The sequence below is a fragment of the Zestomonas insulae genome, assembly GCF_016901015.1.
GTDB lineage: Bacteria > Pseudomonadota > Gammaproteobacteria > Pseudomonadales > Pseudomonadaceae > Aquipseudomonas > Aquipseudomonas insulae.
The window spans coordinates 103,901-122,011 of record NZ_JAFEUP010000003.1 but is presented as its reverse complement, the minus strand read 5'-3'; the positions used below and the strand labels follow the sequence as shown (position 1 = coordinate 122,011).

Here is an 18,111-nt window from a genome sequence, read left to right as displayed (position 1 = left end):
TCTGTGGACCTGCCTGCTGGTGCGGCAACAGCCGACCAGCAGGAGTGCCTGCCACGCCACAGCGGACCCGACCCGATGCGATTACCCACCGCGATCAAACTGCACAAGGCCTCGAAGACCCTCGAGCTGGAATACGCCCCCGGCGAGCGCTACCTGCTCAGTGCCGAATTTCTCCGCGTGCATTCGCCTTCGGCGGAGGTGCAGGGGCACGGCAATCCGGTGCTGCAGACCGGCAAGCTGCACGTCGGCCTGGAGCGCATCGAGCCGGCCGGGCAGTACGCACTAAAACTGTGCTTCGACGACGGGCATGACAGCGGACTGTTCACCTGGGACTACCTGGAACAACTCTCGCAGCGTCACGACGCGCTCTGGAACGACTATCTCGCCGCCCTGGCGAGCGCCGGCAAGTCCCGCGACCCGGATGAATCAGTCGTCAAACTGATGCTCTAACTCGGCGGTTAGAGCGCTTTTTCTAATTCCCCTCTCCATACTGCCGCCCGCGCCCGGCCGGATCAGCCGCCAGTTGCGCAATCGAACAATCTCGGGTAACCAGAGAACTGGCAGGCTCCATGCATTTGCCCATGAGCATGCAGAGCACCACCTGGTCTTCGCGAAGCGCCAACGCAGCCAACCCAGTTCGTCATGCATTGGTCGTCAAGCGGACACCACCTTCAGGTAAACCCGAGCAGTACCAGGCCCCACCCCTGTGTCACCACAGAGTCATATGCCGGTATCAGTCTCTGGACAATGGAGCGTCGTTAGATGAGCAACAAGAACACCGAAGACCTGCAGCGCCAAGCCTCGGAAAACACCCTCGGGTTGAATCCGGTGGTTGGCTTGCGTGGCAAGGACATCCTCTCCTCGGCCCGCCTCGTACTGACCCAAGCCATCAAACAGCCCTTCCATAGTGCCAAGCACGTCGCCCAGTTCGGCGTGCAGTTGAAGAACGTCCTGCTCGGCCAGAACGCGCTGCAACCCGACGACGGCGACCGCCGTTTCGCCGATCCGGCCTGGAGCCAGAATCCGCTGTACCGCCGCTACCTGCAGACCTACCTGGTGTGGCGCAAGGAGCTGCACGACTGGATCGGCTCGAGCAACCTGTCGCCGCAGGACATCAGCCGCGGCCACTTCGTCATCAACCTGCTCACCGAAGCGATGGCGCCGACCAACAGCATGGCCAACCCGGCGGCGGTCAAACGCTTCTTCGAGACCGGCGGCAAGAGCCTGCTCGACGGCCTCGGCCATCTGGCCAAGGACCTGGTGAACAACGGCGGCATGCCCAGCCAGGTGAACATGGGCGCCTTCGAGGTCGGCAAGAACCTGGCCCTGACCGAAGGTGCGGTGGTGTTCCGCAATGACCTGGTCGAGCTCATCCAGTACCAGCCGAGCACCGAGCAGGTGCACGAGCGCCCGCTGCTGGTGGTGCCGCCGCAGATCAACAAGTTCTACGTCTTCGACCTGTCGCCGGAGAAGAGCCTGGCGAAGTTCACCCTGCGCAGCGGCATCCAGACCTTCATCGTCAGCTGGCGCAACCCGACCAAGGCGCAGCGCGAGTGGGGCCTGTCGACCTACATCCAGGCGCTCAAGGAAACCATCGACGTGGTCCTCGCCATCACCGGCAGCAAGGACCTCAACCTGCTCGGCGCCTGCTCCGGCGGCATCACCTGCGCTGCCCTGCTTGGCCACTACGCAGCGCTCGGCGAGACCAAGGTCAACGCGCTGACCCTGCTGGTCAGCGTGCTGGACACCCAGCTCGACACGCAGATCGGCCTGTTCGTCGATGAGCAGACCCTGGAGAGCGCCAAGCGCCGCTCGTACCAGGCCGGCGTGCTGGAAGGCAAGGACATGGCCAAGGTGTTCGCCTGGATGCGCCCCAACGACCTGATCTGGAACTACTGGGTCAACAACTACCTGCTCGGCAACGAGCCGCCGGTGTTCGACATCCTCTATTGGAACAACGACACCACGCGCCTGCCGGCGACCTTCCACGGCGACCTGATCGAGCTGTTCAAGACCAACCCGCTGACCCGCGCCAACGCCCTGGAAGTGTGCGGCACGCCGATCGACCTCAAGCAGGTGAAGAGCGACATCTACGCGCTGGCCGGGATCAACGACCACATCACCCCGTGGGAGGCGTGCTACCGCTCGGCCAAGCTGTTCGGTGGCAACATCGAATTCGTGCTGTCCAGCAGCGGGCACATCCAGAGCATCCTCAACCCGCCGGGCAATCCCAAGGCACGCTTCATGACCGGCAGCGGCGAGCTGCCCGAGCAGGCCAAGACCTGGCAGGACGACTCGACCAAGCAGGCCGACTCCTGGTGGCTGCACTGGCAGGCATGGATGGCCGAGCGCTCCGGCAAGCTGCGCAAGTCGCCCGCCACCCTGGGCAGCAAAACCTATCCCGCCGGCGAAGCGTCACCCGGCACCTATGTGCATGAACGATGAAAACTGAGACCCCCACAGTGGCGCCGGACAGCGCCACTTATCCAGGCGAGGTTGCCGACACCAAGACCGCAGCGGACGCCAAGAAGCCGAAGCGGTCGGCACACAGGACCGGCGTGAGTCGCGCTGCCGAGGCGACCGCGTCGCTGCAAGGGGCTTCCAGCATGTCGCAACCCTTCCTCTTCCGGACCATCGAGCTCGACGGCCAGACGATTCGCACCGCAGTGCGTCCGGGCAAGCCGCACCTCACGCCGCTGCTGATCTTCAACGGCATCGGCGCCAACCTGGAGCTGGTGTTTCCGTTCGTCCAGGCGCTCGACCCCGACCTCGAGGTGATTGCCTTCGACGTGCCCGGGGTCGGCGGTTCGTCGACGCCGAGCAAGCCGTACCGTTTCCCCGGCCTGGCCAAGCTGGCCGCACGCATGCTCGACTACCTGGACTTCGGCCAGGTCAACGTGATCGGCGTGTCCTGGGGCGGCGCGCTGGCCCAGCAGTTCGCCCACGACTACCCGGAGCGCTGCAAGAAGCTGGTGCTCGCCGCCACCTCCGCCGGCGCGGTGATGGTCCCGGGCAAGCCCAAGGTGCTTTGGCGCATGGCCAGTCCGCGGCGCTACATCCAGCCGTCCTACGGCGTGCACATCGCCCCCGACATCTACGGCGGCGCGTTCCGCCGCGACGCCACGCTGGCCCTGGCACATGCCAGCAAGGTGCGCTCCGGCGGCAAGATGGGCTACTACTGGCAGCTGTTCGCCGGCCTCGGCTGGACCAGCATCCACTGGCTGCACAAGATCCGCCAACCGACCCTGGTGCTGGCCGGCGACGATGATCCGATCATCCCGCTGATCAACATGCGCATGCTCGCCTGGCGCATTCCCAATGCCGAACTGCACGTCATCGACGACGGCCACCTGTTCCTGATCACCCGCGCCGAAGCGGTGGCGCCGATCATCATGAAATTCCTCCAGGAGGAACGCCAACGCGCGGTGATGCACCCGAAGCCGGCGCTGAGCGTACGCAGTAGCCACTGACGAGTTTTCTGCCGCACCTCGACGGTGCGGCCAACGGCGCCCTGCCCCGGCGGGCGCCGCGAGCAATACCGGTGAAATCTTCGCGCGGCAGTCTGGCATGCATGTCCAGCGCGCATTGGTACAAGCCTTGCTGCTTTGCCAAGACGTAGGTCCCTATCTGCCTTGACGACGGAGTGCTGCCCCATGCGCAATCAACCAGCGGCAAATAGCCTGCCGGCCCCCGCCAACTTCATGAATGCCCAGAACGCCGTGGTCGGCCTGCGCGGACGCGATCTACTGTCCACCTTGCGGGGCTTGACCCTGCAGAGCCTCAAGCACCCCATGCACAACGCCCGGCACCTGCTCGCCCTGGGCAGCCAGCTGGGCCGCGTGCTGATCGGCGACACGCCGTACAAGACCAACCCCGCCGACGCGCGCTTTGCCGATCCGGCCTGGACCCTCAACCCCTTTTACCGACGCGGCCTGCAGGCCTACCTGGCGTGGCAAAAGCAGATCACCCTGTGGATCGACGAGAGCAACCTGAGCGCCGACGACCGCGCCCGCGCGCTGTTCATTGCCTCGCTGCTCAACGACGCGCTGTCGCCGTCCAACAGCCTGCTCAATCCGCTGGCGATCAAGGAACTGTTCAACAGTGGCGGCACCAGCGTGTTCCGTGGCATGCGCCATCTGTACGACGACCTGCTGCACAACCACGGGCTGCCCAGCCAGGTGAACAAGCAGGCCTTCGAGGTCGGCAAGAACCTCGCCACCACCGCCGGCTCGGTGGTGTTCCGCAACGAGATGCTCGAGCTGATCCAGTACAAGCCACTGAGCGAAAAGCAGTACGCCAAGCCGCTGCTGATCGTCCCGCCGCAGATCAACAAGTTCTACATCTTCGACCTCAGCCCGGAGAAGAGCTTCGTCCAGTACGCGCTCAAAAACGGCCTGCAGGTGTTCATGGTCAGCTGGCGCAACCCGGACGCGCGGCACCGCGAATGGGGCCTGTCGAGCTACGTGCAGGCGCTCGAGGAAGCGGTGGACGTGTGCCGCACGATCACCGGCAGCAAGGACGTCAGCCTGATGGGCGCCTGCGCCGGCGGGCTGACCATCGCCGCGCTGCAAGGCCACCTGCAGGCCAAGCGGCAATTGCGCAAGGTGGCCAGCGCCAGCTATGCGGTGAGCCTGCTCGACAGCCAGATCGACAACAGTCCGGCGATGCTGTTCGTCGACGAACAGACCCTGGAGAGCGCCAAGCGGCGCTCCTATCAGGCCGGCGTGCTGGACGGCCGCGACATGTCGCGGGTGTTCGCCTGGATGCGCCCCAACGACCTGATCTGGAACTACTGGATCAACAACTACCTGCTCGGCAAGCAGCCGCCGGCGTTCGACATCCTCTACTGGAACAACGACAACACCCGCCTGCCGGCCGCGCTGCACGGCGACCTGCTGGACATCTTCAAGCACAACCCGCTGAAGCATGCCGGCGGCCTGGAAGTCTGCGGCACGCCGATCGACCTGCAGAAGGTCAGCGTCGACAGCTTCCACATCGCCGGGATCAACGACCACATCACGCCGTGGGACACGGTGTATCGCTCGACCCTGCTGATCGGGGGCGAACGGCGCTTCGTGCTGTCCAACAGCGGGCACATCCAGAGCATCCTCAACCCGCCGGGCAACCCAAAAGCCAACTTCTTCGAGAACGGCAAGCTGAGCTCCGATCCGCGTGCCTGGTACTACGACGCCAAGCAGCAAAGCGGCAGCTGGTGGCCGGAGTGGCTGAGCTGGATCCAGGCACGCTCCGGCGAGCAGCGCGAGACCCAGCTGGCGATCGGCAACGCGCGCTACCCGGCGATGGAAGCGGCCCCCGGCACCTATGTGCACGTCCGCTAAGCCTTCGCGTCATACTCCACTGCCCCGTCGATGCGAGCTCGCGCGCGTCGCCGGGGCGGTCTCCCTGCAGCCTGAACAGACCCTGGAATGAAGACCCGCGACCGCATCCTCGACACGGCCCTGCAGCTGTTCAATCAGCGCGGCGAACCCAACGTCTCGACCCTGGAAATCTCCAACGAACTGGAGATCAGCCCGGGCAACCTGTACTACCACTTCCACGGCAAGGAGCCGCTGGTCATGGCGCTGTTCGAGCGCTTCCAGCAGGACGTCGCGCCGCTGCTCGACCCGCCACTCGACGCACGCCTCGGTGCCGAAGATTACTGGCTGTTCCTGCACCTGATCGTCGAGCGCCTGGCGCAGTACCGCTTCCTGTTCCAGGACCTCTCCAACCTCGCCGGCCGCCTGCCGAAACTGGCCCACGGCGTGCGCCTCTGGCTCAACGCGCTGAAGCGCACCCTGGCGGCGCTGCTGGCGCGTCTGAAGGCCGAGCAGCAACTGGTGAGCGACACTCAGGCGCTCGGCCTGCTGGTCGAGCAGATCACCCTGACCCTGCTGTTCTCCCTCGACTACCAGCACATCCTCGGCAACGAAGCGGACAGCCGCGTGGTGGTGTTCCAGGTGATGATGCTGGTCGCCCCGCACCTCACCGACGGCACCCGGCAAGTCACCGAACGCCTCGCCCTGCGCTACCTGGACAACTGAGCCCGCGCTGACCCGCAAACGAAAACGCCCGGCACTAGGCCGGGCGTTTTCTGTGTCCTGAGGATCAGGACGGGTTGGCTGGCGTACTCGGTGCGGCGCTCGGTGCGGGCGTCGCGCTGGGTGCCGGAGCCGGTGCTGCAGCAGCGCTCGGCGCCGCTACCGGGGCCGGCGCAGCCGGTTTGGCCGCCGGTTTGGCTGCGGCTTTCGGCTTCGCCGGTGCCTTGGCGGCCGGTTTGGCAGCTGGCTTCGCGGCGGGCTTGGCAGCGGGTTTCGCCGCTGCGGCCGGCTTCGCCGCAGCCGGTTTGGCCGCAGGTTTCGCAGCCGCTTTCGCGGCGGGCTTGGCAGCTGGCTTCGGCGCTGCCTTGACGGCGGGTTTGGCAGCAGCGGTTTTCGCGGCCGGTTTCGCCGCAGGCTTGGCCGCCGGTTTCGCAGCCGGTTTGGCGGCGGCTTTGGCGGCCGGCTTCGCCGCTGCGGTTTTCGCCGCAGGCTTGGCAGCCGGTTTCGCGGCAGGTTTTGCCGCTGCCTTGGCGACCGGTTTGGCCGCCGCTTTCACCGCTGGCTTGGCGGCCGGTTTCACCGATTTGGCGGAGACGCCGGTGAGTTTTTCGATCTGCTTGGTCAGGGCTTCCACCTTGCCATGCAGGTCTTTCACTTCGTTGCGGCTTGGCACGCCGAGGCGCGAGATGGCGCTGTTCAGACGCTTGTCGAAAGCCTCTTCCAGCTCACCCCATTTGCCCAGAGCCAGACCTTTGACTTCGCCCACCTTGTTGGTGGCTGCCTTGGCCTTGGTCTTCACCGCACCGACTTGTTTGTCGACTTCGGTCTTGGCCAGCTTCTCGGCCTTCTGGCCGTCGGCTACCAGGGTATCGAACAGCTTGGTTCCGTCCTTGCTGACCTTCGAGTAGGCACCCAACCCAGCCAACCAGATCTGGCGCGAGTACTTCTCGATCTCGCCGATCCAGGAGCTGCCTTGTTTATCGGTTTTCTTTTTAGCGACCATCCCGCTCTCCTTATTGAGTCTTAGCCACACGCGCGAGCAACTCGTTCAACACGTCCAGCTTAGCAGAGAGCGCATCAACATCCTGTCGCGACGGAATGCCAACGCGATTGAGTGCACTGGCGACGCGATCGTCGAAAGCTTTTTCGAGTTTCTCGAAGCGGTCTTCGACTTTGCTGTAGACATTGCTCTTCACGCTATCGATCTGACTGTTGGCCGCCTCGACTTGTTCAGTGACGAGCTTCTTGCCTTGCTTCTCGACCGACTCGCCAGCCTTGACCAGCTCCTTGAGATAGTCGGCACCTTCCTGGCCCGCCTTGGCGTAGGCACCCAGGCCGGCCAGCCAGATCTGACGGCCGTAGTGCTTGATGTCACCCAGCACGTTGGACTTGCTGGCGACGGCTTCGATTTTCTTCTTCACGGCTACTTTCGACATGGCGCACCTCACTGGTTCAGTTAGGGGAAACGCCCGCTCCAATCCGCAGGCTTGGGGCCAAGGTAAAGAAGAAAATTAGAAACCACATACTAGGAAAAGTCGGGCTCAGACGAGCTTCTCGTCGAGGGTCTTTTCGATCTCGCGCTTGATCGGCCCGCTCATGGCCGACAGCAGCAGGCCCAGCTTCAGCTCGACGCTGACGCGGTCGTCGCTGACCTCGATGCGGCCATCGGCGCCACTGCGCTTGAACTCCAGGGTGTCGCCATTCCAGCGGTAGCTGACGTCGTACTCGCGGGCCAGGCGCTCGGCCAGTTGTTCGGCTTTGGCGCGCGCGGCAGTGCGGCCGAGGGAATGGGAACGTTCGACATGAATACGGGCCATGGGGCGACTCCTCTCTGCAACCTAGGTCGCGCGACTCTATAGCAACAGGCCGCCGGCGAACCAGAGACACGCGCGGCGCGCGCACGACTTGCGCTGCGTCGCGGCCATTTGGGTTTAGAATGACCGGCACTTTCCTTCCGGTGACAGCGACATGAACGATCCGCGCAAAGGCAGCGATGCCGAACCCAGCACCCATTTCGGCTACCAGAGCGTGCCGGAAAGCCAGAAGGCCGGGAAGGTCGCCGAGGTCTTCCACTCCGTGGCGGCCAAGTACGACCTGATGAACGACCTGATGTCCGGTGGCGTGCACCGCTTGTGGAAGCGCTTCACCATCGAGCTGTCCGGCGTGCGCCCGGGCAATCGCGTGCTCGACATCGCCGGCGGCACCGGTGACCTCACCCGCCAGTTCTCGCGCCTGGTCGGCCCGACCGGCGAAGTGGTGCTCGCCGACATCAACGCCTCGATGCTCAAGGTCGGTCGCGACAAGCTGCTCGACAGCGGCGTGGCCGGCAACGTCAACTTCGTCCAGGCCGATGCCGAGAAGCTGCCGTTCCCCGACAACCACTTCGACTGCGTGAGCATCGCCTTCGGCCTGCGCAACGTGACGCACAAGGAAGACGCGCTGCGCTCCATGCTGCGCGTGCTCAAGCCGGGTGGCCGGCTGCTGGTCCTGGAGTTCTCCAAGCCGTCCAGCGCGCTGCTGTCCAAGGCCTACGACGTGTACTCGTTCTCGCTGCTGCCGCTGATGGGCAAGCTGGTCACCAACGACTCGGAAAGCTACCGCTACCTCGCCGAGTCGATCCGCATGCACCCGGATCAGAAGACCCTCAAGGCGATGATGGTCGAGGCCGGCTTCGACCGCGTCACCTACCACAACATGACCGGCGGCGTGGTCGCCCTGCACCGCGGCATCAAGCCCTGATGCTGCTGCACGCCGCGCTGGCCGGGGTCGAATTCGGCCTCAACCGCGTCCTGCGCCTCGATGCCACCGCGCTGCCGCGCCTGGCGCCGCTGGCCGGACGGGTCATCGCGGTGGACTGCCGCACGCCAAGCCTGCAACTGTTCCTGCTGCCCTCCGCCGATGGCCTGCGCCTCGCTGCCCACTGGGAAGGGGAAGTCGACTGCCGCCTGCAGGCGCCAGCCAGCAGCCTGCTGCGTCTGGCGCTGAGCGCCGACAAGACCGGCGTGCTGCACAGCCCCGACGTCGAACTGGACGGCGACAGCGCGTTGCTGCTGGAGCTCGCCGGCATCCTTCAGGGCCTCGAGCTGGACTGGGAGTACGAACTCGCCCGCTGGCTCGGGCCGGTCGCCACGCCGCTGCTCGCCGGTCATCTGCGCCTGCGCGCGCGCTGGGCCGAACACGGCCTGGACAGCCTCAAGCAGAGCCTGGCCGACTACCTCAGCGAGGAATCGCGCAGCCTGGTCGGTCGCCAGGAAGGTGAAGCGCGCTTCGCCGAACTGGACCGCCTGAAGCTCGCCCTCGACCGCCTCGAAGCGCGCGTCGAACGCCTCTCCCTCAAGACTCGAACCGACGACCCTGCATGAAGCTGCTCGCTGCCCGCCGTCTGCTGACCATCCAGAACGTGGTGGTGCGCTACCGCCTCGATGACCTGCTGTTCGCCCTGCCGCTGCCCTGGTGGCTGGCCGCACTGCGCTTCGTGCTGCCCTGGCGTTGGCTGCCGCGCAAGCGCCTGCAGCTGAGCCGCGGCGCCGCACTGCGCCTGGCACTGCAGGACCTCGGGCCGATCTTCATCAAGTTCGGCCAGCTGCTCTCGACCCGCCGCGACCTGCTGCCGCCGGACATCGCCGACGAGCTGGCGTTTCTCCAGGACCAGGTGCCGCCGTTCGATCCGGAACATTCGGTGGCGCTGATCGAGGAGCAACTCGGCGCGTCGGTGACCAGCGTGTTCGCCCGTTTCGACAGCCAGCCGCTGGCCTCCGCCTCGGTCGCCCAGGTGCACGCCGCGCAGCTGCGCAGCGGCGAGGAAGTGGTGGTCAAGGTGATCCGCCCGAACCTCAAGCCGGTGATCCGCGCCGACCTGGCCTGGCTGTTCCTGCTCGCCAAGCTGGCCGAACGCATCTCCGCCGAGGCGCGCCGCCTGCACCCGGTGGAAGTGGTCAGCGACTACGAGAAGACCATCTACGACGAGCTCGACCTGCTCCGCGAGGCGGCCAACGCCAGCCAGCTCAAGCGCAACTTCGAGGGCTCGCCGCTGCTCTACGTGCCGCAGGTGCACTGGGACCTGTGCCGACCCAAGGTGCTGGTCATGGAGCGCATCTACGGCGTGCCGGTGACCGACCTGGACACCCTGGTCGACCAGCGCACCAACATGAAGATGCTCGCCGAGCGCGGCGTGGAGATCTTCTTCACCCAGGTGTTCCGCGACAGCTTCTTCCACGCCGACATGCACCCCGGCAATATCTTCGTCAGCACGCGCACGCCGTGGAGTCCGCAGTACATCGCCATCGACTGCGGCATCGTCGGCAGCCTGACCCCCGAGGATCAGGACTACCTGGCGCGCAACCTGATCGCCTTCTTCAAGCGCGACTACCGCAAGGTCGCGCAGCTGCACATCGACTCCGGCTGGGTACCGGCCGGCACCCGGGTCAACGACTTCGAAGCGGCGATCCGCACCGTCTGCGAACCGATCTTCGAACGCCCGCTGAAGGACATTTCCTTCGGCCAGCTGCTGCTGCGCCTGTTCCAGACCGCGCGGCGTTTCAACATGGAAATCCAGCCGCAGCTGGTGCTGCTGCAGAAGACCCTGCTGAACATCGAAGGCCTCGGCCGCCAGCTGTACCCGGACCTCGACCTGTGGAGCACCGCCGCGCCGTTCCTCGAACGCTGGATGCGCGAGCGGGTCAGCCCCCGCCACCTGCTCGGCAACCTGCAGAGCCAGGTCGAACAGGTGCCGCACCTCGCCACCATGACCCGCGACCTGCTCGAACGCCTGTCGCAGCCGCACCTGCAGGACCCGCCACCACCGCGCCTGGAAGCGCGCGACGGCTGGCTGCTGCGCGCGGCCGGCGCGGCGCTGCTGGGTGGTGCCGGAGTGCTCGCCAGCAGCGCGCCGCTCACCGTGCTGGCCGCCTGGCCGGCCTGGCTGATGGCTGCCGCCGGGTTGTATCTGGTCCTGCGCCGATAGCCAGCCCACCTGGCGACTGGCAAACTGTATGGCTTGTATTCCTGGGTAGCGAATGCCCGCACGGGCGGATGTGGCGATGACTGACTGGCTCGACGAAATCAACTGGAACAGCGACGGCCTGGTGCCGGCGATCGCCCAGGACCACCAGAGCGGCCGCGTGCTGATGATGGCCTGGATGAACCGCGAAGCGCTGGCCCTGACCGCTGCCGAAGGCCGCGCCATCTACTGGTCGCGCTCGCGCAACAAGCTGTGGCGCAAGGGCGAGGAATCCGGCCATGTGCAGAAGCTCCACGAGCTGCGCCTGGACTGCGATGCCGACGTGGTGATCCTGCACGTCGAGCAGCTCGGCGGCATCGCCTGCCACACCGGCCGCGAAAGCTGCTTCTACCGGGTCTTCGAGAACGGCGCCTGGCGCACGGTCGATCCGGTGCTGAAAGACCCGCACGCCATCTACCACACGGGGCACAGCCATGAGTGATACCCTCACGCGCCTGGCCGAGGTGCTCGAGTCGCGCAAGGGCGCGGCGGCCGACACTTCCTACGTCGCCAGCCTGTACCACAAGGGCCTCAACAAGATTCTGGAGAAAGTCGGCGAGGAAGCGGTGGAAACCATCCTCGCCGCCAAGGACGCCGCCGCCGGCGGCGACTGCAAGGACCTGATCTACGAAACCGCCGACCTGTGGTTCCACAGCCTGGTCATGCTTGCCGCCCTCGGCCAGCATCCGCAGGCCGTGCTGGACGAGCTGGATCGCCGCTTCGGGTTGTCCGGGCACGCCGAAAAGGCCGCCCGTACCCCGTCGAACTAACCCTTCTCAACGAGGAAACGCGCATGGGCATTTTTGATTGGAAACACTGGATCGTCATCCTGATCGTGGTGGTTCTGGTATTCGGCACCAAGAAACTGAAGAACCTCGGCAGCGACCTGGGCGAGACCATCAAGGGCTTCCGCAAGGCGATGAACGAGGAAGACAGCAAGCCGGCCGAGCCGCCGGTGCAGCCGAACGCCCCGCTGACCCCGCCGCACACCATCGACGTGTCGGCCCAGAAGGTCGAAGAGCCGCTGAAGAAGGACTGAGGAAAGCCCGCCATGTTCGGAATCGGCTTCGGCGAACTGCTGCTGGTCGGCCTGGTCGCCCTGTTGGTACTCGGCCCCGAGCGCCTGCCTGGCGCGGCGCGTACCGCCGGGCTGTGGATCGGTCGCCTGAAGCGCAGCTTCAATGCGATCAAGAACGAGGTCGAGCGCGAAATCGGTGCCGACGAGATCCGTCGCCAACTGCATAACGAGCAGATCATGGCCATGGAACAGCAGCTGAAGAACCAGATCGTGCCGCCCGCGCCCGTCCCGCCGGCCGCCGCGCCGACGCCCAGCGCGCCGGCCAGCCCCAGCGAAGCGCCGAGCGCGCCCGCCGCCAGCCCGGAAACGCCCCGCAGCCCATGAGCGACACGACGCCGGAACACGACCAGGAAATGCCGCTGGTCTCGCACCTCACCGAACTGCGCACCCGCCTGCTGCGTTGCGTGGTAGCGGTGTTCCTGATCTTCGCCGGGCTGTTCTACTTCACCCAGAAGATCTACACCCTGGTCTCCGCACCGCTGCGCCAGTACCTGCCGGAAGGCGCGACGATGATCGCCACCGACGTCGCCTCGCCGTTCCTCACGCCGTTCAAGCTGACCATGGTGGTCGCGCTGTTCCTCGCCATGCCGGTGATCCTCTATCAGATCTGGGGCTTCATCGCCCCCGGCCTGTACAAGCACGAGAAGCGCGTCGCCGTACCGCTGCTGATCTCCAGCATCGTGCTGTTCTACGGCGGCATGGCCTTCGCGTATTTCCTGGTGTTCCCGATGATCTTCCACTTCTTCGCCAGCGTGACGCCGGAAGGCGTGGCGATGATGACCGACATCAGCAGCTACCTCGATTTTGTCATGACCCTGTTCTTCGCCTTCGGCGTGGCCTTCGAGATTCCGGTGGCGGTGGTGCTGCTGATCTGGATCGGCGTGGTCGACGTCGCCTACCTGCGCAAGATCCGCCCCTACGTGATCATCGGCTGCTTCGTGGTCGGCATGGTGCTCACCCCACCGGACGTGTTCTCGCAGACCATGCTGGCGGTGCCGATGTGGCTACTGTTCGAGGCCGGCCTGCTGGCCGGCAGCCTGATCCGCAAGCGCAGCGACGGCGAGGTCGAGGACGACACGCCGCCGCAGGACCAGCCGCCCACCGTGCAACCGTGAACCTGCTGCTGCTCGAAGACGCCGACTTCGTCGCCAGCGACCGCGCCGTGCTGCGCGGTCGGCGCCTCAAGCACCTGCACGAGGTGCACCAGGCGAGCGTCGGCGACAGCCTGCGCGTCGGTCGCCTGAACGGCCTGATGGGCAGCGGCAGCCTGCTGCGCCTGGAGGCCGACGAGGCCGAACTGCAGCTGCAACTCGACACCCCGCCGCCGGCCAAGCTGCCGCTCACCCTGCTGCTCGCCCTGCCGCGACCGAAGATGCTCAAGCGCGTGCTGCAGACCGTCGCCGCCATGGGCGTGCCACGCCTGGTGCTGCTGAACAGCTACCGGGTGGAAAAGAGCTTCTGGCAGACCCCCTTCCTCACCGCGGAAGCGATCCGCGAACAGCTGGTCCTCGGCCTCGAGCAGGCACGTGACACCGTGCTGCCCGAGGTGAGCATCGAGAAGCGCTTCAAGCCCTTCGTCGAGGACCGCCTGCCGGCCATCGCCGCCGACACCCTCGGCCTGGTCGGTCACCCCGGCGAGTTCCCGGCCTGCCCGCGCGCGGTCGAGCAGCCGGTGACCCTGGCGATCGGCCCGGAAGGGGGCTGGATTCCCTACGAAGTCGACAAGCTGCACGAAGCCGGCCTGCAGCCGGTGCAGCTCGGCGCGCGCATCCTGCGCGTGGAGACCGCGGTGCCGGCGCTATTGGCGCGATTGTTCTGACGTAACTCCAACCACGTACCGGCCGCCGCTGTAGGAGCGAATTCATTCGCGATAACCGGCAACTCGGCGCCAAATCCCATCGCGAATGAATTCGCTCCTACAAGTGCCGATGGTGCCAATGCGCCGGCAGCAACTGGCCCTCGTAGGCTGGCGCCTCGGCAAGGTCGACATCCTGCGGCAGCAGCGGCTCGCCGCATTCCGAACAGACCAGCACGCCGTGCATGCGCTGACCGCAGCCCTTGTGGATGTGCTCGATCGGCGCGCCCTCGGCGCCGGCGAGGTGGCGGTCACCCCAGTTGACCAGGGTCAGGATCGCCGGATACAGCTCGCGGCCGCGCGGCGTCAGGCGGTATTCCTCGCGGCGCGGACGTTCCTGGTAGGCGACCTTGTCGAGCACCTGGGCTTCCACCAGGGTCTTCAGGCGGTCGGCCAGCACGTGACGGGTGACGCCGAGGCGCTGCTGAAAGTCCTCGAAGCGGCGTACGCCGAGAAACGCCTCGCGCAGCACCAGCAGCGTCCAGCGGTCGCCGACCACCGCCAGGGTGCGCGACAGCGAGCAAGGTTGTTGGTCGAGTTCTTCCCAGCGCATGGCCGGCCCTCCAGCGGGTGATGGGACTACTCTAGCTTGACAGGTTCTAAAAAGGAACTGACTATCCGCATCAGTTCCAAAAAAGAACTTACAACATCAACCGAGGAGGAACGGCCATGGCCGAACGCAAAGCGGTACTGGTGGTAGGAGCCGGCGACGCCACCGGCGGGGCAATTGCCAAGCGCTTCGCCCGCGAGGGCTATGTGGCCTGCGTGGCACGCCGCAACGCCGAGAAGCTGCAACCGCTGGTCGACGAGATCGAGGCAGCCGGCGGCCAGGCGCGTGCCTTTGGCTGCGACGCACGGGTCGAGGAGCAGGTGCTGGACATGTTCCAAACCATCGAGCGGGAGATCGGTCCGCTGGAAGTGGTGGTGTTCAACATCGGCGCCAACGTGCAGTTCTCCATCACCGAGACCACCGAGCGGGTCTACCGCAAGGTTTGGGAGATGGCCACCTTGGCCGGCTTCCTGACCGGTCGCGAGGCCGCCAAGGTCATGCTGCCGCGTGGCCGCGGCACCATCCTGTTCACCGGCGCCACCGCCTCGCTGCGCGGCCGGGCTGGCTTCGCCGCCTTCGCCAGCGCCAAATTCGCGCTGCGCGCCTTGGCGCAGAGCATGGCTCGCGAGCTGGGTCCGCAGGGCATCCATGTCGCCCACCCGGTGATCGACGGCGCGATCGACACCGCGTTCATCCGCGACAACTTCCCCGAGCGCTACGCGCTGAAGGAACAGGACGGCATCCTCAACCCCGAGCACATCGCCGAACAGTACTGGCAGCTGCACGTGCAGCCGCGCGACTGCTGGGTCCACGAGCTGGACCTGCGCCCCTGGACCGAGATGTTCTGAGCAACCACCGCGCGGCGTGCGCTGACGCAGATCCACCTCACGACAAGGACAACAACATGAGCAAGACCGTGGAATTCTTCTTCGACTTCGGCAGCCCCTCCACCTACCTAGCCTGGACCCAGCTGCCGAAGCTGGCCGCCGAGGCCGGCGCAGAGATCGTCTGGCGGCCCTTCCTGCTCGGCGGCGTGTTCAAGGCCACCGGCAACCGTTCGCCGGTGGAAGTGCCTGCCAAGGGCCGCTACACCCTGCGCGATTTCGCCCGCTTCGCCGAGCGCTACGGCGTGCCGCTGCGCTTTAACCCGTACTTCCCGATCAACACCCTGCAATTGATGCGCGGCGCCGCCGGCTACCAGGATCATCCGCGCTTTCACGACTACCTGAGCACGGTGTTCCAGGCCATGTGGATCGAGCAGAAGCACATGGGCAAACCGGAAGTGGTCGCCGAGGTACTCGGCGCCGCCGGCTTCGACCTGGCCGACTTCGAGCAGCGGATCAACGACGAGGCGGTCAAGGAACGCCTCAAGGCGACCACCGAGGAAGCCATCAGTCGCGGCGTGTTCGGCGCGCCGAGCTTCTTCGTCGACGGCGAGCTGTTCTTCGGCCAGGACCGCCTCGATTTCGTCGCCGAAGCCTTGGCGAAATAAGCCGGGCCCAGCAAGTACGGGCGTTCCAAGCGACGAAAGGTTGACGTCAGCGCTTAAGAAAATCGACCCGCTGGTCGATTAACGAATGCGCCACCGACAAATCTGAGCGCCCCGTCCTTGCTGGAGAAATGGAATGTTCAAGTGGTTTACCGACGCGCTGGGCAACGTCAGCGTTAACAGAAAATTGGCGCTGGGATTCGGTATTGTCCTGGCGCTGACCCTGATGGTGGCCCTGATCGGCTGGCTCAACATGAGCACCATCATCTCGCGCGGCGACAAGCTCGCCAGCCTGGCGCAGCTCAATCTGCTGGCCAAGGACCTGCGCATATTCCGCCTCGGCTACCAGTCCAGCCGCGAAGCCGAAGACAAGGACGCGGTGCTGCAGACCCTCGACAAGCTCGACCAGCACAACCAGCAACTGCTCGGCCGCCTCAGCGACCCGCAGGACCGTCTGCTGCTCGACAAGCTCGGCGGGCATATCAGCGACTACCGCAGCAGCTTCACCGCGCTGGTGAAGACCTTCGACAACCGCGAAGCCGCGCGACAGACCCTGATCAAGCAGGCCGCCGCGGTGGCCGACAGCATGATCAAGGTCGAGCAGGACATCCTCGGCGACGTCGACAACGCCGTTGAACAGCGCCTGCAGGACCTGCACACCTTCGCCCAGTTCAGCCGCCAGGTGATGCAGGCGCGCTTCCAGGCGTTCAGCTACACCAGTGGCGACAATCAGGCGCAGAAGGCCGCCGCCCTGGCCGGCATTGACCAGGCCATCGAAGCGCTGCGCGGCCTGCGCGGCCAGGTCGGCAGCGGCCACGAGGCCGAACTCGATGAATCCGCCGCCGCGCTGAGCACCTACCGCACCACCCTCGCCGCGTTCTCCGCCGAGATCGACGCCAGTCTCGCCGCTCGCGAAACCATGGTCTCGCTGGGCGGGCAGATCGAAGCGCTCAGCGATGAACTGGGCGACCGCCAGGCCGCCAAGCGCGACGCCGCCGCCGAACATGCACGCCTGCTGATCGGCCTCGGCGTGGCGCTCGCCCTGCTGCTCGGCATCGCCGCCGCGTGGACCATCACCCGGCAGATCGTCAACCCGCTCAACGACACCCTGGCGGCCGCCACGCGCATCGCCAGCGGCGACCTCAGCCAGGACATCCGCGCCAGCCGCCATGACGAACTGGGCCAGTTGCAGCAGGCCATGCAGCGCATGACCCTGAGCCTGCGCGAACTGGTTGGGCGCATCCACGACGGCGTCACGCAGATCGCCAGCGCCGCCGAAGAACTCTCCGCGGTCACCGAGCAGACCAGCGCCGGGGTCAACAGCCAGAAGGTCGAGACCGACCAGGTCGCCACCGCGATGAACGAGATGGCCGCCACCGTGCAGGAAGTCGCGCGCAACGCCGAGCAGGCCTCGGCCGCCGCCGCCGAAGCCGACCGCGAAGCCAGCCAGGGCGATCGGGTGGTCAGCGACGCCATCGCCCAGATGGACCGCCTGGCCTCCGAAGTGCAAGGCTCGGCGCAGGCCATGGAGCAGCTCAAGCAGGAAAGCGCGAAGATCGGCAGCGTGCTCGACGTGATCAAGTCGGTCGCCGAACAGACCAACCTGCTGGCGCTCAACGCGGCCATCGAAGCGGCACGCGCCGGCGAGGCCGGGCGCGGCTTCGCGGTGGTCGCCGATGAAGTGCGCGGCCTGGCACAGCGCACGCAGAAGTCCACCGAGGAGATCGAAGAACTGATCGCCGGCCTGCACAGCGGCACCCAGGCGGCCGCCAGCCGCATGGACAGCAGCCGCGACCTGGCCGGGCGCACCGTGGAGTTGGCGCGCAAGGCCGGCGACGCGCTGGCCAGCATCAATCAGCGGGTCTCGAGCATCCAGGCGATGAACCTGCAGATTGCCGCGGCCGCCGAGGAACAGAGCGCGGTGGCCGAGGAGATCAACCGCAGCGTGATCAGCGTGCGCGACATCTCCGAACAGACCGCCGCCGCCAGCGAAGAGACCGCCGCCTCGAGCACCGAGCTGGCCCGTCTGGGTGGCGAACTGCAGGCGCTGGTCAACGGCTTCCGCCTGTAACGCCGATAGGGGTAGGATCAGCGGGTAGCCA

The 18,111-nt window shown here is 66.0% G+C and carries 21 protein-coding genes; 17 read left to right on the top strand and 4 right to left on the bottom strand.

Annotated features, from left to right (window positions below):
• Window positions 1-75 precede the first annotated feature (75 nt).
• From JQX08_RS10480 to JQX08_RS10460, 5 genes are all read left to right on the top strand, one after another.
• Window positions 76-450: a gamma-butyrobetaine hydroxylase family protein gene (locus JQX08_RS10480; RefSeq protein WP_205348326.1), complete on the top strand. Its 375-nt coding sequence runs from the start codon at window positions 76-78 to the stop codon at window positions 448-450.
• 312 nt (window positions 451-762) lie between these two features.
• Window positions 763-2,445 carry a class II poly(R)-hydroxyalkanoic acid synthase gene (phaC, locus tag JQX08_RS10475; protein ID WP_205348325.1) on the top strand — a complete coding sequence of 561 codons (1,683 nt, stop codon included), beginning with the start codon at window positions 763-765 and terminating at the stop codon, window positions 2,443-2,445.
• A gap of 161 nt (window positions 2,446-2,606) precedes the next feature.
• Window positions 2,607-3,470 (top strand): poly(3-hydroxyalkanoate) depolymerase, encoded by an 864-nt coding sequence (gene phaZ, locus JQX08_RS10470; RefSeq protein ID WP_205348324.1) that lies wholly within the window; start codon window positions 2,607-2,609, stop codon window positions 3,468-3,470.
• A gap of 183 nt (window positions 3,471-3,653) precedes the next feature.
• Complete coding sequence (gene phaC, locus JQX08_RS10465) at window positions 3,654-5,339, top strand: class II poly(R)-hydroxyalkanoic acid synthase (RefSeq protein ID WP_205348323.1); 1,686 nt, start codon at window positions 3,654-3,656, stop codon at window positions 5,337-5,339.
• Between the two features lie 87 nt (window positions 5,340-5,426).
• Window positions 5,427-6,041, top strand: coding sequence for a TetR/AcrR family transcriptional regulator (locus JQX08_RS10460; protein WP_205348322.1), 615 nt, complete (start codon window positions 5,427-5,429; stop codon window positions 6,039-6,041).
• A gap of 64 nt (window positions 6,042-6,105) precedes the next feature.
• Here the strand turns inward: JQX08_RS10460 and JQX08_RS10455 are convergent, their stop codons facing one another.
• The 3 genes from JQX08_RS10455 to JQX08_RS10445 form a co-directional block, all read right to left on the bottom strand.
• A complete protein-coding gene (locus JQX08_RS10455) occupies window positions 6,106-7,041 on the bottom strand; it encodes a phasin family protein (protein WP_205348321.1) in 936 nt (311 codons plus the stop codon).
• Between the two features lie 10 nt (window positions 7,042-7,051).
• Entirely contained in the window at window positions 7,052-7,474 is a 423-nt protein-coding gene (locus JQX08_RS10450; protein WP_205348320.1) for a phasin family protein, read from the bottom strand.
• Between the two features lie 105 nt (window positions 7,475-7,579).
• Complete coding sequence (locus JQX08_RS10445; RefSeq protein ID WP_205348319.1) at window positions 7,580-7,855, bottom strand: polyhydroxyalkanoic acid system family protein; 276 nt, start codon at window positions 7,853-7,855, stop codon at window positions 7,580-7,582.
• A gap of 151 nt (window positions 7,856-8,006) precedes the next feature.
• Here JQX08_RS10445 and ubiE point away from each other — a divergent pair, with 151 nt between their 5' ends.
• The 9 genes from ubiE to JQX08_RS10400 all read left to right on the top strand — a co-directional run bounded on the left by ubiE (window position 8,007) and on the right by JQX08_RS10400 (window position 13,934).
• A complete protein-coding gene (gene ubiE / locus JQX08_RS10440; RefSeq protein ID WP_205348318.1) occupies window positions 8,007-8,777 on the top strand; it encodes a bifunctional demethylmenaquinone methyltransferase/2-methoxy-6-polyprenyl-1,4-benzoquinol methylase UbiE in 771 nt (256 codons plus the stop codon).
• On the top strand, window positions 8,777-9,400 hold the full coding sequence (locus JQX08_RS10435) for a ubiquinone biosynthesis accessory factor UbiJ (protein ID WP_205348317.1): 624 nt from the start codon (window positions 8,777-8,779) through the stop codon (window positions 9,398-9,400). Before ubiE ends, JQX08_RS10435 begins: the two co-directional genes overlap by 1 nt.
• The gene (gene ubiB / locus JQX08_RS10430; RefSeq protein ID WP_205348316.1) at window positions 9,397-11,001 is read left to right on the top strand and encodes a ubiquinone biosynthesis regulatory protein kinase UbiB; all 1,605 of its coding nucleotides are present in this window, start codon (window positions 9,397-9,399) and stop codon (window positions 10,999-11,001) included. The genes JQX08_RS10435 and ubiB overlap by 4 nt, the downstream gene beginning before the upstream one ends.
• A 76-nt stretch (window positions 11,002-11,077) precedes the next feature.
• A complete protein-coding gene (hisI, locus tag JQX08_RS10425; protein ID WP_205348315.1) occupies window positions 11,078-11,479 on the top strand; it encodes a phosphoribosyl-AMP cyclohydrolase in 402 nt (133 codons plus the stop codon).
• Window positions 11,472-11,807, top strand: coding sequence for a phosphoribosyl-ATP diphosphatase (locus tag JQX08_RS10420; RefSeq protein WP_205348314.1), 336 nt, complete (start codon window positions 11,472-11,474; stop codon window positions 11,805-11,807). Before hisI ends, JQX08_RS10420 begins: the two co-directional genes overlap by 8 nt.
• Window positions 11,808-11,830: 23 nt before the next feature.
• Window positions 11,831-12,076, top strand: coding sequence for a twin-arginine translocase TatA/TatE family subunit (locus tag JQX08_RS10415; RefSeq protein WP_205348313.1), 246 nt, complete (start codon window positions 11,831-11,833; stop codon window positions 12,074-12,076).
• Between the two features lie 12 nt (window positions 12,077-12,088).
• On the top strand, window positions 12,089-12,439 hold the full coding sequence (gene tatB, locus JQX08_RS10410) for a Sec-independent protein translocase protein TatB (RefSeq protein WP_205348312.1): 351 nt from the start codon (window positions 12,089-12,091) through the stop codon (window positions 12,437-12,439).
• Window positions 12,436-13,230, top strand: a complete 795-nt coding sequence (gene tatC / locus JQX08_RS10405; RefSeq protein ID WP_205348311.1) for a twin-arginine translocase subunit TatC — start codon at window positions 12,436-12,438, stop codon at window positions 13,228-13,230. Before tatB ends, tatC begins: the two co-directional genes overlap by 4 nt.
• Window positions 13,227-13,934, top strand: a complete 708-nt coding sequence (locus tag JQX08_RS10400; RefSeq protein ID WP_205348310.1) for a 16S rRNA (uracil(1498)-N(3))-methyltransferase — start codon at window positions 13,227-13,229, stop codon at window positions 13,932-13,934. Before tatC ends, JQX08_RS10400 begins: the two co-directional genes overlap by 4 nt.
• Window positions 13,935-14,031: 97 nt before the next feature.
• Here the strand turns inward: JQX08_RS10400 and JQX08_RS10395 are convergent, their stop codons facing one another.
• Window positions 14,032-14,523, bottom strand: a complete 492-nt coding sequence (locus JQX08_RS10395; RefSeq protein ID WP_205348309.1) for a winged helix-turn-helix transcriptional regulator — start codon at window positions 14,521-14,523, stop codon at window positions 14,032-14,034.
• Between the two features lie 116 nt (window positions 14,524-14,639).
• Between JQX08_RS10395 and JQX08_RS10390 the strand changes: the two genes are divergently transcribed.
• The 3 genes from JQX08_RS10390 (at window position 14,640) to JQX08_RS10380 (ending at window position 18,080) form a co-directional block, all read left to right on the top strand.
• Window positions 14,640-15,368: an SDR family oxidoreductase gene (locus JQX08_RS10390; RefSeq protein WP_205348308.1), complete on the top strand. Its 729-nt coding sequence runs from the start codon at window positions 14,640-14,642 to the stop codon at window positions 15,366-15,368.
• Between the two features lie 56 nt (window positions 15,369-15,424).
• Window positions 15,425-16,012, top strand: coding sequence for a 2-hydroxychromene-2-carboxylate isomerase (locus tag JQX08_RS10385; protein ID WP_205348307.1), 588 nt, complete (start codon window positions 15,425-15,427; stop codon window positions 16,010-16,012).
• A gap of 133 nt (window positions 16,013-16,145) precedes the next feature.
• Window positions 16,146-18,080 carry a HAMP domain-containing methyl-accepting chemotaxis protein gene (locus JQX08_RS10380; protein WP_205348306.1) on the top strand — a complete coding sequence of 645 codons (1,935 nt, stop codon included), beginning with the start codon at window positions 16,146-16,148 and terminating at the stop codon, window positions 18,078-18,080.
• The last annotated feature ends 31 nt before the right edge of the window (window positions 18,081-18,111 follow it).

Coding starts and splice junctions, on each gene's coding strand:
- JQX08_RS10480 (WP_205348326.1), top strand. CDS start 76: ATGCGATTACCCACCGCGATCAAACTGCACAAGGCCTCGAAGACCCTC.
- phaC (WP_205348325.1), top strand. CDS start 763: ATGAGCAACAAGAACACCGAAGACCTGCAGCGCCAAGCCTCGGAAAAC.
- phaZ (WP_205348324.1), top strand. CDS start 2,607: ATGTCGCAACCCTTCCTCTTCCGGACCATCGAGCTCGACGGCCAGACG.
- phaC (WP_205348323.1), top strand. CDS start 3,654: ATGCGCAATCAACCAGCGGCAAATAGCCTGCCGGCCCCCGCCAACTTC.
- JQX08_RS10460 (WP_205348322.1), top strand. CDS start 5,427: ATGAAGACCCGCGACCGCATCCTCGACACGGCCCTGCAGCTGTTCAAT.
- JQX08_RS10455 (WP_205348321.1), bottom strand. CDS start 7,041: ATGGTCGCTAAAAAGAAAACCGATAAACAAGGCAGCTCCTGGATCGGC.
- JQX08_RS10450 (WP_205348320.1), bottom strand. CDS start 7,474: ATGTCGAAAGTAGCCGTGAAGAAGAAAATCGAAGCCGTCGCCAGCAAG.
- JQX08_RS10445 (WP_205348319.1), bottom strand. CDS start 7,855: ATGGCCCGTATTCATGTCGAACGTTCCCATTCCCTCGGCCGCACTGCC.
- ubiE (WP_205348318.1), top strand. CDS start 8,007: ATGAACGATCCGCGCAAAGGCAGCGATGCCGAACCCAGCACCCATTTC.
- JQX08_RS10435 (WP_205348317.1), top strand. CDS start 8,777: ATGCTGCTGCACGCCGCGCTGGCCGGGGTCGAATTCGGCCTCAACCGC.
- ubiB (WP_205348316.1), top strand. CDS start 9,397: ATGAAGCTGCTCGCTGCCCGCCGTCTGCTGACCATCCAGAACGTGGTG.
- hisI (WP_205348315.1), top strand. CDS start 11,078: ATGACTGACTGGCTCGACGAAATCAACTGGAACAGCGACGGCCTGGTG.
- JQX08_RS10420 (WP_205348314.1), top strand. CDS start 11,472: ATGAGTGATACCCTCACGCGCCTGGCCGAGGTGCTCGAGTCGCGCAAG.
- JQX08_RS10415 (WP_205348313.1), top strand. CDS start 11,831: ATGGGCATTTTTGATTGGAAACACTGGATCGTCATCCTGATCGTGGTG.
- tatB (WP_205348312.1), top strand. CDS start 12,089: ATGTTCGGAATCGGCTTCGGCGAACTGCTGCTGGTCGGCCTGGTCGCC.
- tatC (WP_205348311.1), top strand. CDS start 12,436: ATGAGCGACACGACGCCGGAACACGACCAGGAAATGCCGCTGGTCTCG.
- JQX08_RS10395 (WP_205348309.1), bottom strand. CDS start 14,523: ATGCGCTGGGAAGAACTCGACCAACAACCTTGCTCGCTGTCGCGCACC.
- JQX08_RS10390 (WP_205348308.1), top strand. CDS start 14,640: ATGGCCGAACGCAAAGCGGTACTGGTGGTAGGAGCCGGCGACGCCACC.
- JQX08_RS10385 (WP_205348307.1), top strand. CDS start 15,425: ATGAGCAAGACCGTGGAATTCTTCTTCGACTTCGGCAGCCCCTCCACC.
- JQX08_RS10380 (WP_205348306.1), top strand. CDS start 16,146: ATGTTCAAGTGGTTTACCGACGCGCTGGGCAACGTCAGCGTTAACAGA.